This is a genomic window from Halopelagius longus, from assembly GCF_900100875.1.
In the GTDB taxonomy this organism is placed as follows: Archaea; Halobacteriota; Halobacteria; order Halobacteriales; family Haloferacaceae; genus Halopelagius; species Halopelagius longus.
The window spans coordinates 15,724-30,670 of record NZ_FNKQ01000001.1 but is presented as its reverse complement, the minus strand read 5'-3'; the positions used below and the strand labels follow the sequence as shown (position 1 = coordinate 30,670).

Sequence of the window (14,947 nt, the reverse complement as noted above, 5' to 3'; positions counted from 1 at the left end):
TCGAGGTCTCGTATCGCGGGACGGAGACCCTCGGCCGAGGTCACGCCGCGCCTTCGAGGGCCGGACGGTAGCGTTCGAGCACCCCGCGCACGTCGCCCCACGCGACGGGCGGTTCGAAGTCGTCGAGGGCGGCGTCGAACCCCGACAGTCGGTCGCCGTGACGCTCCCGCCACGCCGGGCGGCCCAGAGCGTCGAGGCGGCGGCCGAGCGTCTCCCGCTTCTCGTCTAACTCGTCGAACCGGCGTTCGAGTTCCTCGGCGCGGGCGTCGAACGCCGCGTCGCGGTCGTTCTCGCGGTCGGCCCACCGCCGGAGGTCGGCGAGTTCCGCGCGCGCGTCCGCGACGAGGAGTTCTACGACCCGGAGGCGGAGCGTCGCGTCGGCCCACGCGGCGTCGGCGGCGACGGCGTCGTCGGTCGTCGGAAGCGACAGCGTCTCCCGACCGCTCTCGTCACCGTCCGCCAGTTTCTCTACCACGTTCGCGGACGCGTCGAGCGACCGTTCGAGGGCGTCGGCGTCGGCGTCGAGTTCGCGGAACCGAGCGTCGGCGTCGGTCGCCCACCGCTCGAACGCTTCGAGGTCGGTCTGGAGGGCGTCGGCGGTCCGTTGGACCGTCTTCGCGTCCGAGGTGACGCGCCGCAGGTCGGTCACGAGGTCGTAAATCGAGCCGGAGTCGTCGCGCCGGCGCACCAGCGTCTGCAGGTCCGAACCGAGGTCGGTCGCGCGGCGTTGCAGGTCGGTCACCGCCGACTCGAACGCGTCGAGGCGCGCCCGGACGGTTTCGAGGTCCGAGACGGGAGCGGCCGTCTCTCTCGCCTCCGCGAGCGCCATCGACGCGAGTTCGGTTCGCGTCTCGGCGGTGCCGAGGACCATCGACGCGTCCGAGAACGCTTCTTCGAGCGCGTCTCGCGTCACCACGCCGTCTTCGGTCACGTGGTCGAGCACCGCCCGGACCGACTCCGGGTCGCGGGCGGGGTTCTCCGAGACGAGTGCGTCCGTCGCCTCCCGCACCGACAGACCGACGATGTCGTCGGGGGATGCGTCTCCGTCCTCCGAACTCATGTCCCGTCGGTTCCGACGGCTGGCCGTTATACCTTGCGCAGTTGAACTGTATCACCAGCGGTACGTTCCCCGATTAGTGAGAACGTTTGTCAATGTAGAGCTCCGGACCTATACGGACGTATGTTTTCTTATATTCCCAAACAGTATCGATACGTGTTACTAATAACGATATTAGACCAGCATTATAAACTGTTTTTATTATGACTACTGAGGCTCGAATCGATGACGCAAGAGTCAGAGCGTCTGACAGATCGAGTATCACGGCGGAAGTTTCTGGTGACGTCCGGGGCCATCGGGGCCGCCGGAATCGCGGGTTGTTCGGGCCAAGCCGAGCAGGAAACCGAGACCGAAACCGACGCAACCACGGAGGCGGCCGGCGAGACGGGGACCGAGAGCCCGACCGAGGAGGAGACCACCGAGGCCGAGGAGACCGAATCGGGCGACCAGTCGATGCTCACCGCCGAGGGGTCCTCGACGGTGTACCCCATCTCGAACAAGGGCAGTTCCTACTGGAACTCGAACGCCCCCGCCGACGACGGCGAGTACTGGGGGTCCAGCGACGAGGGGACCGTCCCCGGTTGGGACGAGATACAGACCGACAAGCGACTCGCCGACTACTTCGCCGGTCTCTACGGGTTCGAGGCGACCGAAACGCAGGCGAAACCGCCGTTCGCGACGAGCGTCGCCCTCAGTCACTCGGGGACCGGGTGTAAGTCCGTCCGCGACGGCCTCGTCGACATCGGCAACTCGTCGGGCCCCATCACCGCGGAACTCGGAATCACCGAGTCGAAGGCCAAAGAGCAGTTCGTCGACCACGTCGTCGGCCGCGACGGCCAACCGGTCGTCGTCAGCAAGGACGTCTACGACGCGGGCGTCACCCAACTCACCGGCGAGCAGGTCCGGAAAATCTACCAAGACGAGATTACCAACTGGAGCGAGGTCGGCGGCCCCGACCAAGAGATATACGTGGTCGGCCGCGCCGAAGGCTCCGGAACGGACACGGCGTTCCGACTCAACATGCTCGGCGACGCCGAAGCGTCGATGCCGGGCGTCGACACCCGGAAGGGGCAGAATCAGCAGGTCGCGACCGTCGTCCAGCAGAACGAGGGCGCCATCGCGTACATGGCGCTCGCGTTCACCGGCGAGCAGGTTCGACCCATCGCCCTCGACATCGAGGGGACGGTGTACAAGCCGAGCAAGGACGCGGAGAACACTATCTACGACAGTTCGTACCCGCTCAACCGCGACCTCCACATGTACACCAAGAAGACCGACGACACCCCCGAGGGGACGGACATGCGGGAGGCCGCCTTCATCAACATGTTCCTGACCACCTTCGGGCAGAAGACGTTCGTCGAGGACGTCAACTACATTCCGCTGCCGACGAAGGACATCGAGGCCGAAAAGCAGAAGCTGCCCGCCCAACCGTAACGCCGCGTCCCTCTCGGTGGCGTGCGACTCGCCGACTTCCTATCCACATTCATATCCAATCATGACATCGACGACAGAGAAGCCCCCCTCGGGGGCGTCAGCTCCGTTTCGGCGGCGGTTCGACCGGGCGCGGCGATTCGTAGCGGAGACCGAACGGTCGGCGCTGGCCACCGCCTTGGTCGGGTCGGTCAGCCTCTTGGCGGCGTTCGTCGGCTTCCTCGTAAGCTCCCCGCTGACGGTCGCCCTCTTCGCCGCGTTCCTCGCGACGACGGGGTACGGGTGGGTCCGCCACCGGGAACTGACCGCCGAGGCGGTCACCCTGACGATGACGATTTCGACGATTCTGGTTCTCGGGCTCATCACGGTGTTCATCTTCGTGGAGGCGTGGCCCGCGGTAGCGTACGAGAGCGCGGAGGTGTTCGGCGTGACCGTCCCCGGCGCGCGGATGTTCCTCCAGACGCGGTGGGACGCCGCGTCGCCGCCGGTTCGCTACTCGATGGTCCCGATGATACACGGGACGCTCGTGGTGACGACGATAGCCACGCTCGTCGCCGGACCCCTCGGCGTCGCCGCGGCGCTTTTCATCAGCGAAATCGCCCCGGCGACGGTCCGCGAACTCGTCAAGCCCGGCGTCGAGATTCTCGCCGGCATCCCCTCCATCGTCTACGGGTTCATCGGGTTCACGATACTCAGCCCGTGGGCCTCCGAGAAGTTCGACCTCGTCGGGCAGGGGACGTACCTGTTCGTCGGCGTCGTCGTCGGCCTGATGGCGCTCCCGACGGTGGTGTCGGTCGCCGAGGATGCCCTCGACAGCGTGCCCGAATCGATGAAGAGCGGGTCGCTCGCCTTGGGGACGACCGACTGGCAGACGATGACCGCAATCACCCTCCCGGCGGCGTTCTCGGGCGTCTCGGCGGCCGTCCTCCTCGGCGTCGGGCGGGCCATCGGCGAGACGATGGCCGCGACGGTGATGCTCCGAAACAACCCGAAGATAGCCGAACCTCTCTACAACGTGTTCTACGGATACGAGACGCTCACGTCGCTCATCGCGGCGAACTACGGCGAGGCGACCGGCCTGCAGATGAACGCGCTGTTCGTCGCGGGCGTCATCCTGTTCGTGACGGTCCTCTGTCTCAGCGTCGGGTCGCAGTTGATAGAGGCGCGGATGCGCCGTAAACTCGGGGGGAGCGACTGATGGCCGGCGCGACCGAATCGGACCTCGTCCGCGAACGGGCGACCGGAACTGGCGCGGCGGCCGCGGGCGCGGTCGGACTCTCGGCCCTCCTGTTCGCACTCGGGTTGGCCGCGCTGTTCGAGGTGGTGTCCGTCACGGGGACCGTCGGCGGCGTGCGGACGGTGTCGCTCCTCGGCGGCCTCCTCGCGGTTCTCGGCCTCGCCGTCGTCGCGTTCGGCGTCGGATCCAGCGTCGGCGCGGTCGAATCGACGCCCCGGTCGGACGCCGGGGCGGTCGCGGCGGCGGCGTTCTCCGGCGTCTGGTTCGTCGTCGGCGGACTCGTCGGCTCGCAGACGCTCGGCCTCGGCGGCCTCGGGTGGGTCGCCGTCGCCGTCCTCGCGGGCGGCGTCGCCTTCGCCGTCTCGGTCGTCCCGCGCGAGGACGTGGGCTCTACGGTCCCTGCGGGCGCACTCGCCCTCCTCGCGGGCGGCGCGTTCCTCACCGGCGCAATCGGCCCGGCGTGGTCGTGGGAACCGACCGGCCTGCGCGCGACGTTCGCCGCGGACCTCGTCGTGCCCGCGCTGACGCTGTTCTGCGCCCTCCTGACGGGGTGGGCGGCGGCGAAAGCGTACGGCGGGTTCGGAGCGCAGGGCCGACACACGGGCGCGTACGTGCTCGTGTCGCTGAACGTCCTCGCCATCGTCTCCGTACTCGTCGTCCTCGTGGCGTTTACGGTCACCAAGGGCGCGCCGGGTCTGTTCCGGGGCATCGCCGTCGGCGCGGGCGTCGGCCCGGAGACGACCATCGACCTGTTCGGATTCAGCCACACTATCGTCTGGCCGGTGTCGTGGCCGTTCGTCACGAACGGCGTGGCGTTGCTCAACGACCACAACGGCGTGCTCCCGGCCATCGTGGGGACGGTGTGGCTGGTCGTCGGGGCGGTGACGTTCGCGGTTCCGTTGGGCGTCGGCGCGGCCATCTACCTCACCGAGTACGCCGAGCGGGGGCGGTTCACGCAGGTCATCGAAGTCGCCACCAACGGCCTCTGGAGCACCCCGAGCATCGTCTTCGGGCTGTTCGGCTTCGCGTTCCTCGTCCCCCGGTTCGGGGGCCGCAGGACGCTGTTCTCGGGGATGCTCACGCTCGGGTTCATGTTACTGCCGCTCGTGGTCATCACGAGTCGGGAGGCGATGCTCGCGGTGCCCGACGAGTACCGCGACGCAAGCGCCGCCCTCGGCGTGACGAAGTGGCAGACCGTCCGGAGCGTCGTCCTCCCGGCGGCGCTTCCCGGCGTCGTCACGGGCGTCATCCTCGGCGTCGGCCGAATCGCCGGCGAGACGGCGCCCATCCTCTTGACGATGGCGGGCGGGACGTTCGTCCCCGGAGGACAGACCGTAGACGTCGTCGGCGGCTTCCGGTTCACCGCGTCGCCGCCGTTCGTGGAGAACCCCGAGTTGATGCAGGCGACCGCCGCCCTGCCGTACCAACTGTACGCACTCATCACGGCGGGCGTCGGGAAGTCGGGACCCGTCTCCGACCTCGAGCAGTTCAAGTGGGCGACGGCGCTCGTGCTGTTGGCCGTCGTGCTGTCGTTCTACCTCGTCGGCATCGTCACGAGATACTACTTCCGCAGCAAACTTCGAGAATGAGCGAGACTACCAAACCTTCAGAGACCGACCGCAGTACCGACCAACCCGCCCGAACGACGAACGGAGAGACCGACGAGCGGATTCGAGCCGAGTGGTGCGACTACGAGTTCGACGGGCGGGCGAAACTCGCCGTCGAGGACTTAGACGTCTACTACGGCGACGACCACGCCCTCGACGGCGTGTCGATGGAGATACCCGAGAACAGCGTCACCGCGCTCGTCGGCCCCTCGGGGTGCGGGAAATCGACGTTCCTGCGCTGTCTCAACCGGATGAACGACCGCATCAAAGCCGCGAGCGTCGAGGGGTCGGTCCGGCTCGACGGCGAGGAGATATACCGCGACCGGGTGGACCTCGTCGAACTCCGCAAGCGCGTGGGGATGGTGTTCCAGTCGCCCAACCCGTTCCCGAAGTCCATCAGGGAGAACGTCGCGTACGGGCCGCGGAAGCACGGCGACATCGACACCGGACTGCTGTCGAACCTGCTCGGTCGGTCCGACGAGAGCGAGGAGGAAGCGCTCGTCGAACGGTCGCTTCGGCAGGCGGCCCTCTGGGAGGAGGTGAACGACCGCCTCGACGACAACGCCCTCGGCCTCTCCGGCGGCCAACAGCAGCGTCTCTGTATCGCTCGGGCGTTGGCGACCGACCCCGAGGTCATCCTGATGGACGAACCCGCCTCGGCGTTGGACCCCATCGCCACGGCGAAGATAGAGGACCTCATCCACGACCTCTCGACGGAGTACACGGTGGTCATCGTCACCCACAACATGCAGCAGGCCGCCCGCATCTCCGACCAGACGGCGGTGTTCCTGACGGGCGGCAAACTCGTCGAGTACGGCGACACCGACCGACTGTTCGAGGAACCGCAGAGCCAACGCGTCGAGGACTACATCACCGGGAAGTTCGGGTGAGCGCCGTGAGCCGCGAGTCGAACCGCCGAGCGAGCGACGACGAGACGGACGCAGACGAGGGCGAAACCGCCTAACGGGACGAGAGATGGAGACGCGCAAGATTCAGAAAGTCAGCAACGGGACGTACACGGTCTCACTTCCGAAACGATGGGCAGAGGACGAAGACATCAGCGCGGGCACGGTGGTCGACCTCCACACCCACATCGACGGCCTGTTGGTCGTCCAAGCGCCGGGGCGCGAGGACGGGTCGACCGGCTGCGTGACGGTGCAGGTCGCCCCCGAGAGCACGGAACGCCTCGAACAGACGCTCCGGGCCGCCTACACCGCCGGGTACGAGGAGGTGGTCCTCGACGTCTCGGAGTCGTTCACCGACGCCCAGAAACGAGTCCTCAGGCGTGTCACGAGGAGTTTAGCCGGGATGACGGTCACCGACCGGAGCGACGAGAGGGTCGTCGTCCGGAACCTGCTGGACGCGAACCAAGTGTCGGTCCGGCAGTCGGTGCGCCAACTGCAGTTCGTCGCACTCTCGATGCACCGGGAGGCGACGGCGGTGCTGACCGGCGACGGACCCGCCGAGAACCTCTCGGACCGCGACGACGAGGCAGACCGCCTCTACGCGATGGTGGACCGCCACTTCTGTCGCGGACTGACGCGCCTCGACGAGATAGACGCCCTCGGCGCGACGCGCGAGGAACTGTTTCGGTTGCACGCGACGGCGCGCGAACTGGAGCGTATCGCCGACCACGCCGAACGCATCGCGACGGTCGGGGCCGCGGTGGAGAACCCGCGGACGCGCGCCGTAGACGACATCGCCGACATCGCAGAAACCGCCCGAGGAGCCGTCGACGACGCGGTGGCCGCCGTCGTCGCGGACGCCGACACCGCCGCGGCGGCGTTGAACGCCCGCGACCGAGTGCGCGAGGAGGCCGAGACGCTCGATCGCCGACTGTTCGAGGCCCCCGACGGCGACTACCGCCTCACGTACGCCCTCGACGGCGTTCGCCGGACGGCCGAACACGCGGGCAACATCGCGGAGGTCGGACTTCGGACGGCGATTCGGGACGGCGTACCCGCCGCGTCGCCGTCCGATACAGACGGAGACGGCGGCGACTGAACGACGGTCCGCGGCGGCCGTCACCCACGGTTATGGGCCTGCGACCGGTTCGTCTACCTATGCGCGTTGCAGCGTTCGGCGAACTCGTCGGACCGGACGGAGTGAGCCTCGTCGACCGACCGACGCCCGACCCCGGACCGGGGGAGGCCGTCGTGGACGTCGAGGCCTGTTCCATCAACCGACACGACCTCTGGATTCTGGAGGGCGACTCCGCGATGGTCGACGCCGACGACCTTCCGTTCGTCAGCGGACTCGACGTCGCCGGCGTCGTAGACGAAGTGGGCGAGGGCGTGACCGGCGTCGAGGCGGGGGACCGCGTCGTCCTCTGCCCGAACGAGACGTGCGGCGTCTGCCGGTTCTGCCGGGAGGGGCCGGAGAACCTCTGTGAGAACTTCTCTCTGTACCACGGCGGCCTCGCGGAGGCGGCGCGCGTCGACGCCGACCGCCTGATTCCGCTCCCGGAGTCGGTCACCGCGGCCGAGGCGGCCGCCCTCCCGACGGCGTACGTGACCGCCTACCACATGCTCCGGCGGGCGGACGTCTCGCCCGGCGACCTCGTGTTCGTTCCCGGCGCGACCGGCGGCGTCGGCGTCGCGAGCGTCCAACTCGCGGACGTTCTCGGCGCGCGAACCGTCGGCACCTCCTCCTCGGCGGCGAAACTCGACCGCCTCGACGAACTCGGTCTGGACCACGCGATAGAGGGAACCGACCCCGACGAACTCCGCGAGGCGGTACTCGAAATCGGTCGCCCCGACGCGGTGGTGAACCACCTCGGCGGCCCCTACACCGGCCTCGGGTTGGACGTACTCCGCCGCGCCGGGACGATGACCGTCTGCGGGCGCACCGCGGGCGGCACCTCGGAGATAGACGTCCCGGACCTGTTCCTCGGACAGAAGCACGTCGTCGGCAGTACGATGGGCACGCAGACCGACTTAGAGCGGTTGGTCGAACTCGTCGCCGACGGCGAACTCGCCCCGGAGATAGACGAGACGTTCTCGCTGGACGCCACCGACGACGCCTTCGCCGCGATGCAAGACCGCGAGAGCGTCGGGAAGATAGTCGTCACGCCCTGAGCGAACCGAGACGAACCGGCGCCTCGAATCGGTCTTCCCTCCTCGTGGTACAATATCTTCTGTTCACCAGAGAGAGCGCAGAATTCGTCTCGGAGAGGTTCCGAAGTGGATATCAACCGACATAACCGCCATATGCCGAATTATCTCCGAATCACTGAGCAGAAAAACACCAGCTATCGATCCGACTTCTTTGAGAGGCAATTCATCCCGAAATAGAACTAGTACGGACCCATACCAGCCATATTCGTATATTTCTGGTTCCGATCGTCTGTAACGTTCCGTCGAACTCGAATAGAAGAGATTAGACTAAGCCGGAGACGCCCGACGGAGTCGACCGTGGTCCGTCTCCCTCCCGTTCGGCGGCCCGTCCTAACTCACAATACGTCGCCCCCGAATCGTGTTTCGAAGGCTCCGCCGCCGAGAGCACTACGTCTCAACGATGAAATCCATCGTTCAGACCGGAACCCGAAGCGGTCGAGTCGGCCTTCGGGGCGTTCCTGAACTCCGAGACGTGTAAGCCGGTGTTCGCGTTCGCGGAGTAACCCGCGCCGTCCCTACTTCATCCGATACACCTCGTCCATCCACATATCGCCGTCGCCGTCTTCGAGGATGGGGTCCATCACCTCGTTCCAGTCCGATTGGGCCTTGCTCGACTCCATCACCCGACGAATCTTCTCTCTGTCCTCCAGTTCCATGTAGCCGAAGACGTGACCGTCCTTCTCGAAGACGCTGTACGTCTCAAGACCCGCCCCGGAGGTGAGGTACGCCTCCTCTAACGCCTCGGGCACGTCCTCGTGTTTCTCTCTGTACGCCTCTCGCTTCCCGTCAGCTATCTCTAAGTGAAACGCGATGCGCTCCATGGTGTCACATCGCCCGACCCCTACAAATCGATTTCGCCGAGGAATAATTTATGGGACGCCGGAGTGTTCCACCGGACGATGATCGTAGACAGCCACACACACGCGTGGGGGCATCCCAGTCGCGACCACCCGTGGGTGAACGGCGACATCGTCGACATCGTGGAGACGTTCGACGTGGACGCCGTCTACACCGCCGAGAAGTTGCTCGACGACATGGACGAGGCGGGCGTGGACGAAGCCGTCGTCGTCGGCTACCCCATCTGCGAGTGGACGGACAACTGGTACACCGTGAAGGCGGCGACGGAGTACGACCGCCTCAGCGGTATCGTGATGGTGGATCAGTTCGCCGACGGGGCGGCCCAGAGGCTCAGAGACCTGATGTCGAACGACGGGATACTCGGCTTCCGACTCGGCGCGATATGCCCGTACGACCGGATGTGGGAGACGTTCGACCCCTCCGTCGAGTGGCTTCGGGAGGCGAAAGCGGAGACGGAGTTTTGGGAGGCCGCCCGCGAGACGGACGCCGCGGTGCAGATACTCGCGCACGTCGAGCAACTCGACCAAGTGGTCGAACTCGTCGAGGCGTACCCCGAGTTGACGTACCTGATAGACCACTTCTCGCACGCCGACCCGAACGAGTCGCCCGACGAGTCCGCGTTCGCGCGGTACGCCGAACTCGCGGAGTACGACACGGTGTACGCGAAGGTGTCGGAGGTTCAGCACCGCTCGGAGGAGGCGTACCCCTACGAGGACATGCACGACCACCTGCGGTGGCTCTTAGAGCAGTTCGGCAGAGAACGCCTCGTGTGGGGGGCGGACTACCCGAACGTCAGCGACGAGGCGACGTACGAGGAGTGTCTGACGTGGTTAGAGCGGGTGGACGGACTCAGCAGTAAAGACAGGAAGTGGCTCACCGGACGGGCGTTCGAGCGAGCGACGAAGTAGTCAGACCGTCGCCTCCTCCGCGCTCCCGGTGTCGCTCGTCTCGGCGTCGAGCCGTCCCTTGATGAGTCGCTCTGTCTCCTTCTCGAAGAGGTAGACGTGTTCGGGCGCGACGGTGAACCGGACGGACTCGCCCTCGTCTATCTCGTGGAACCGCGTCACCGTGGCGGTCAATTCGCCCGCCTCGGCGTCGGCGTGGACGATGGCGTCCGTCCCGAGCGGTTCGATGACGTTCACGTCGGTGTCGATGACCGGCCCGCCGTGACCCCGCCGCGTCGCGGAACTGCCCTCGCGGAACAGGTCCTGCGGGCGGAACCCCACCGTCACGTCCATCGCCGCCGTCTCGCCGGGGACGAGGGCCGCGGGGATGCGAAACGACGTGCCGGCGGTTTCGATCCGGTAGGCGTCGCCGTCCTCGGTCATCGTCGCCTCGAAGACGTTCATGTCCGGACTGCCGACGAACCGCGCGACGAACAGGTTGGTCGGTTCGTTGAACACCTCCGCGGGCGTCCCCACCTGCTGGAGTTTCCCGTCGTCAAGGACGGCTATCTTGTCCGCGATGGTCATCGCCTCCTCCTGATTGTGCGTGACGTACGCGGAGGTGATGTCCATCCGCGACTGGAGGCGGTCGATTTCGGTCCGCATCGTCTTCCGCAGTTTCGCGTCCAAGTTCGCGAGGGGTTCGTCGAACAGGAACAGTCGCGGTTCGCGCACGATGGCGCGCCCGAGTGCGACGCGTTGCTTCTGTCCGCCCGACAGCGCCGCGGGTTTCTTGTCGAGGAGGTCCAGAATCTCGAGCATCTCCGCGACTTCCCGCACCTTCTCCGTAATCGCCGCCGACGAGAGGTCGTTGTCCTCCCGTTCTAAGCCGAAGCCGAGATTCCGCTCGACGGTCATGTGCGGGTAGAGCGCGAAGTCCTGAAACACCATCGCCACGTCCCTGTTGCGCGCTTTCACGTCGTTGACCCGGATGCCGTCGAACATCACGTCGCCCTCCGTCGGCTCCTCCAACCCGCCTATCATGCGGAGCGTCGTCGTCTTCCCGCACCCCGACGGTCCGAGCAAGACGAGGAACTCCCCCTCCTCGACGGTCAGAGAGAGATCGTTGACGGCGACGACCTCTCCGCCGGGACTGTCGAACGTCTTCGTTACGTTACCGAGTTCTAGCCGGGTCATGCGAGTCAACATCTCGCACTGTCACGTATTAAAATTATTGTCTATCGGAGTCGGGGACGAACGGGGAGACGCCCCGAGGACGGTGCGGACGGCGGCGAAGGGGGTTAGCCCTTTATCGCGCCGCCGGTCAGGCCTTGGACGAAGTAGCGCTGGATGTACGCCAGTCCCACGAGGACGGGCAGGGAGACGAGGATGGACGCCGCGGCGACGACGTTCCACTGGGTGTTGAACCCCTGCACGAACGTGAGCAGTCCCGGCGGGACGGTGTAGTTCTCGTTGCTCAGGAGCGTCAGCGCGAACACCAGTTCGTTCCACGCCAGAAGGAACGCGAAGATGAACGACGCGATGAGGGAGTTTCGCGCCATCGGGACGAGGACGTACCGGAACGTCTCGTACGACGAACATTGGTCCATCCGCGCGGCGTCGATGATGGAGTCGGGGAAGTCGTCGAAGAACCCCTTCATCAACCAGACGACGAACGGCGCGGTCATCGCCCCGTAGATGAGCACCAACGCGACGTGGGTGTTGAACAGGTTCAGGGTGTTGATGAGTTCCCACTCCGGCACCATGATGGCCGTGCCGGGGAACATCAGCGACGCCAAAAGCAGGCTCATCAGGGCGTTCTTTCCGGGGAACTCGTGGCGCGCGAGGACGTACGCCGCCACCGACCCGAGGACGAGAGCTATCAGGCCCGCGCCTATCGCGACTTTCAGGCTGTTGAAGATGAGCCCGAGGATGTCGATGTCGATGGCCGAGGAGACGGTGTAGCCGAACAGGTCCTCGACGAGTCCCGCGTACCCGCCCGCCTGTAGCGACGACTCGACGACGAGTCTGAATCCCTCCAGGGAAAACTCCTCGGGGAAGACGGTGGGCGGAATCCGCTGTATCTCCGCCGTCGTCTTGAACGCGGTGACGGCCATCCAGTAGAGGGGAAACAGGACGAACAGGAAGACGAGGAGCGTCGCCGCCCCAACGAGCGTCTTCCGCAGGTACGCGCCCCCTTCGCTGTCGTACAGCCACGATTGGTTCTTCCGGAACTGTGCGGTCGGGTCGTCGGTGTCTGCGGCCATCAGAACTCACCCTGTATCTTGTCGTAGACCTTGATGTAGTAGTACGAGAACACCAGGAGGACGACGAACAGTATCATCGACAGCGCCGACGCCAAGCCGACGTTGAAATCGACGAACGCCGTCCGGTATATCATCACGGGGAGGGTGCTGCTGGAGACGCCCGGACCGCCCTTCGTCATCACCCATATCATCGAGAAGTTCCTGATGTTGTAGATGAGCATCAGGAGGAAGCCGATGGCGAGGTTGTACCGCATCATCGGGAGGGTGACGTGCCGGAACTGCTCCCACGGCGTCGCGCCGTCCATCCGCGCCGCCTCGTAGAGGTGGTCGTCGATGCCCTGGAACGACGTGAGCGTCAGGAGCGCGAACAACGGCGCGAGTCGCCAAATCATCCCGACGATGGGCGGCCAAAGCGAGAGGTCGTTCGACCCCAGCATGACGATGTACTCGTCTATCACGCCGAGTTGGACGAGCAGTTCGTTGACGATGCCCTGCGACCCGCCGAACATGAACTGCCAGATGGACGCCCCGACGACCCGCGGCAGGACCCACGGGATGAGGACGATAGCGCTGACGACGCTCACGTACGGGAGTTTCTCGTGGAGCAGCCACCCCATCACGAACCCGAGGACGATGGCCGCCAGACTGCCGACGGTCACCCACACGAGCGTGTTCCACAGCACCTGATGGATGGTCGGACTGGTCCATATCTCCGCGTAGTTGGCGAGGCCGACGAACTCCACGTCGCTGGGGTTCAGCAGGTCCTTCGAGAAGAAACTGGAGTATATCGCCTGCGCGATGGGGTAGAGGATGAACACCCCCACGAGGACCATCACCGGGAGAATCGGTACGTACACCTGGAGCGTATCGGGAATTCTATCGAGGGTTCGTTCGTACGACGAACGCGTCTGGTCTGGGAAGCTCATTGGTGTGTCTCGTGTCGAATGTGGTTGTGGGGAGGCGTCCGACGGTTCGTTAGGCCAACTCGTCGTCGATGACGTCCTGCACCGCCGAGTTGGCGTTACTGCAGGCCTCCTCCGCGGTGGCCTCGCCGAGGACGACCGGCTGGATGACCTGCGTGTTGATGACGCTCTGGACGGAGGCGACCCCCGAGAACGAGGGGAACCGCGAGGTGCGGTTGAACAGGTTGTCGTTCTGGTACAGCGTGATGAGATCGCCGAACTGGCTCTCGAACAGGTCCGAGGGGTCTTCGAACGCGCTCTTGAGCGTCGGAACGCGCCCGCGGATGCCCACGTCGCTGTCGGACCGGTACGTCCACGGCGCGAGCTGTTCGGGTTGGCTCCACCACTCGATGTAATCGAGGGCCGCCTGCAGTTCGGCGTCGCTCTCGGTTCCGTTCGCGAGCATGAACCCTTGGGCGTTCTGCAGGAGGAGGTCCCGCGGTTCGAACTGCCCGGAGGGGTTCTCGGGCAGGGGCGCGCGCGTGACGGTGTGACCTTCGCCGTCGAGCCACTCCTGCGGCGCGCCGGTCGTCTGGTACACCGCGTTCGCGTGCGAGTAGGTGATGAAGATGCCCGACTCCCCCTCCCGGAGGAGACGGCCCGCGGCGATGTGGTCGTTCTCCGCGATGGAGTCGGGAAACAGTCCCGCCTCGGCTATCTCCTGATACAGCTTCACGGCGTCGACGAAGCCGGGTTGGTCCACCGTCGCCGTCAGCGACTCGGGGTCGTAGTACCGGCCGCCGTTCGCGTAGACGAAGCCGATGAAGTACCCCGCTGTCAGCCCGAAGTCGGTCCCCGGCGCGGTGATGGCGGCGGAGACGTCGTCCAGTTCCTGCATCTCCGTGCCGAGTTGGACCAGTTCCGGCCACGTCCGCGGCGGTTCGTCGAAACTCGTCTGCTCTAGGTAGTCCGTCCGGATGTCCACGAACGGGCCAAGGTCGGCGTACCCGCCGGGGACCCCCCACTGCCGTTCCCCGTCGGTGTCGCCGAGGCCCGAGTACATCTGCGTCTCGACGTTCGCCTCGATGAAGTTGCCGTTTATCTCCTCCAGACGGTCCCCGAACCCCTCTCGGTCGAGGGGTTGAATCGCGCCCGCCCCGGCGTAGTCGGGAATCTGCTGGGTCTGTCCGGCCATCACGTCCGGGAGGTTGTCGTTCGCCGCCGCGGAGGCGATTATCTGGTACTTCTGGCCCCACTCTTGGTGCTGGTAGCTGACGTCGTGGTCGGAGAACTCGCCGTAGTGGTTGCTGATGTACTCGCGTTCGGCCGGGATGCCGCCGAACAGCCAGAAGTCGAGGCTCTGAGAGCCCGAACCGCCCCCGCCGCCGGTTCCGCTACCGCCGTCGCCGCCGCCCGAACACCCGGCGAGACCGGCCGCGGCCGCCGCGCCGAGTCCCGCGACGAAGGACCGCCTATCCAGCCTGTCGTACGATTGCTGCTCGTTGGACATGATTTACTCCCACACGGTGGCACTGACCACCATGGGTATGTTTACCGAGACGGTACGAAACTGTCATAAAAGTTTGGG

13 protein-coding genes are annotated in these 14,947 nt (G+C 65.9%); 7 read left to right on the top strand and 6 right to left on the bottom strand.

Annotated features, from left to right (window positions below):
* Positions 1 to 40: 40 nt before the first annotated feature.
* Entirely contained in the window at positions 41 to 1,060 is a 1,020-nt protein-coding gene (locus BLS11_RS00155; RefSeq protein ID WP_092531312.1) for a hypothetical protein, read from the bottom strand.
* Positions 1,061 to 1,282: 222 nt separating this feature from the next.
* Between BLS11_RS00155 and BLS11_RS00150 the strand changes: the two genes are divergently transcribed.
* The 6 genes from BLS11_RS00150 to BLS11_RS00125 all read left to right on the top strand — a co-directional run bounded on the left by BLS11_RS00150 (position 1,283) and on the right by BLS11_RS00125 (position 8,409).
* A complete protein-coding gene (locus tag BLS11_RS00150) occupies positions 1,283 to 2,491 on the top strand; it encodes a PstS family phosphate ABC transporter substrate-binding protein (RefSeq protein WP_092531310.1) in 1,209 nt (402 codons plus the stop codon).
* A gap of 61 nt (positions 2,492 to 2,552) precedes the next feature.
* The gene (gene pstC, locus BLS11_RS00145) at positions 2,553 to 3,686 is read left to right on the top strand and encodes a phosphate ABC transporter permease subunit PstC (protein WP_092531308.1); all 1,134 of its coding nucleotides are present in this window, start codon (positions 2,553 to 2,555) and stop codon (positions 3,684 to 3,686) included.
* Positions 3,686 to 5,314 carry a phosphate ABC transporter permease PstA gene (pstA, locus tag BLS11_RS00140; RefSeq protein WP_092531306.1) on the top strand — a complete coding sequence of 543 codons (1,629 nt, stop codon included), beginning with the start codon at positions 3,686 to 3,688 and terminating at the stop codon, positions 5,312 to 5,314. The genes pstC and pstA overlap by 1 nt, the downstream gene beginning before the upstream one ends.
* Positions 5,311 to 6,222 (top strand): phosphate ABC transporter ATP-binding protein PstB, encoded by a 912-nt coding sequence (gene pstB, locus BLS11_RS00135; protein ID WP_092531304.1) that lies wholly within the window; start codon positions 5,311 to 5,313, stop codon positions 6,220 to 6,222. The genes pstA and pstB overlap by 4 nt, the downstream gene beginning before the upstream one ends.
* An 85-nt stretch (positions 6,223 to 6,307) precedes the next feature.
* The gene (locus BLS11_RS00130) at positions 6,308 to 7,336 is read left to right on the top strand and encodes a phosphate signaling complex PhoU family protein (RefSeq protein ID WP_092531302.1); all 1,029 of its coding nucleotides are present in this window, start codon (positions 6,308 to 6,310) and stop codon (positions 7,334 to 7,336) included.
* Positions 7,337 to 7,395: 59 nt separating this feature from the next.
* Complete coding sequence (locus BLS11_RS00125) at positions 7,396 to 8,409, top strand: alcohol dehydrogenase catalytic domain-containing protein (RefSeq protein WP_092531300.1); 1,014 nt, start codon at positions 7,396 to 7,398, stop codon at positions 8,407 to 8,409.
* A 554-nt stretch (positions 8,410 to 8,963) separates the two neighbouring features.
* Here the strand turns inward: BLS11_RS00125 and BLS11_RS00120 are convergent.
* Positions 8,964 to 9,269, bottom strand: coding sequence for an L-rhamnose mutarotase (locus BLS11_RS00120; RefSeq protein WP_092531298.1), 306 nt, complete (start codon positions 9,267 to 9,269; stop codon positions 8,964 to 8,966).
* A gap of 81 nt (positions 9,270 to 9,350) precedes the next feature.
* On the opposite strand from BLS11_RS00120, the gene BLS11_RS00115 reads away from it, so the two are divergent.
* The gene (locus tag BLS11_RS00115) at positions 9,351 to 10,214 is read left to right on the top strand and encodes an amidohydrolase family protein (RefSeq protein WP_092534326.1); all 864 of its coding nucleotides are present in this window, start codon (positions 9,351 to 9,353) and stop codon (positions 10,212 to 10,214) included.
* Here BLS11_RS00115 and BLS11_RS00110 read toward each other — a convergent pair whose 3' ends face one another.
* The 4 genes from BLS11_RS00110 to BLS11_RS00095 form a co-directional block, all read right to left on the bottom strand.
* Positions 10,215 to 11,387 (bottom strand): ABC transporter ATP-binding protein, encoded by a 1,173-nt coding sequence (locus BLS11_RS00110; protein ID WP_092531296.1) that lies wholly within the window; start codon positions 11,385 to 11,387, stop codon positions 10,215 to 10,217.
* Positions 11,388 to 11,491: 104 nt separating this feature from the next.
* Positions 11,492 to 12,457, bottom strand: a complete 966-nt coding sequence (locus BLS11_RS00105; RefSeq protein ID WP_092531294.1) for a carbohydrate ABC transporter permease — start codon at positions 12,455 to 12,457, stop codon at positions 11,492 to 11,494.
* Entirely contained in the window at positions 12,457 to 13,383 is a 927-nt protein-coding gene (locus tag BLS11_RS00100) for a carbohydrate ABC transporter permease (RefSeq protein ID WP_092531292.1), read from the bottom strand. Before BLS11_RS00100 ends, BLS11_RS00105 begins: the two co-directional genes overlap by 1 nt.
* Positions 13,384 to 13,432: 49 nt before the next feature.
* Complete coding sequence (locus BLS11_RS00095; RefSeq protein WP_092531290.1) at positions 13,433 to 14,869, bottom strand: ABC transporter substrate-binding protein; 1,437 nt, start codon at positions 14,867 to 14,869, stop codon at positions 13,433 to 13,435.
* Positions 14,870 to 14,947 lie beyond the last annotated feature (78 nt).

Excerpts from the sequence above, each read along its gene's own strand:
- BLS11_RS00130 (WP_092531302.1), top strand. The coding sequence starts at position 6,308 with ATGGAGACGCGCAAGATTCAGAAAGTCAGCAACGGGACGTACACGGTC.
- BLS11_RS00155 (WP_092531312.1), bottom strand. The coding sequence starts at position 1,060 with ATGAGTTCGGAGGACGGAGACGCATCCCCCGACGACATCGTCGGTCTG.
- BLS11_RS00100 (WP_092531292.1), bottom strand. The coding sequence starts at position 13,383 with ATGAGCTTCCCAGACCAGACGCGTTCGTCGTACGAACGAACCCTCGAT.
- BLS11_RS00125 (WP_092531300.1), top strand. The coding sequence starts at position 7,396 with ATGCGCGTTGCAGCGTTCGGCGAACTCGTCGGACCGGACGGAGTGAGC.
- BLS11_RS00110 (WP_092531296.1), bottom strand. The coding sequence starts at position 11,387 with ATGACCCGGCTAGAACTCGGTAACGTAACGAAGACGTTCGACAGTCCC.
- BLS11_RS00120 (WP_092531298.1), bottom strand. The coding sequence starts at position 9,269 with ATGGAGCGCATCGCGTTTCACTTAGAGATAGCTGACGGGAAGCGAGAG.
- pstC (WP_092531308.1), top strand. The coding sequence starts at position 2,553 with ATGACATCGACGACAGAGAAGCCCCCCTCGGGGGCGTCAGCTCCGTTT.
- BLS11_RS00150 (WP_092531310.1), top strand. The coding sequence starts at position 1,283 with ATGACGCAAGAGTCAGAGCGTCTGACAGATCGAGTATCACGGCGGAAG.
- BLS11_RS00105 (WP_092531294.1), bottom strand. The coding sequence starts at position 12,457 with ATGGCCGCAGACACCGACGACCCGACCGCACAGTTCCGGAAGAACCAA.
- BLS11_RS00095 (WP_092531290.1), bottom strand. The coding sequence starts at position 14,869 with ATGTCCAACGAGCAGCAATCGTACGACAGGCTGGATAGGCGGTCCTTC.
- pstB (WP_092531304.1), top strand. The coding sequence starts at position 5,311 with ATGAGCGAGACTACCAAACCTTCAGAGACCGACCGCAGTACCGACCAA.
- pstA (WP_092531306.1), top strand. The coding sequence starts at position 3,686 with ATGGCCGGCGCGACCGAATCGGACCTCGTCCGCGAACGGGCGACCGGA.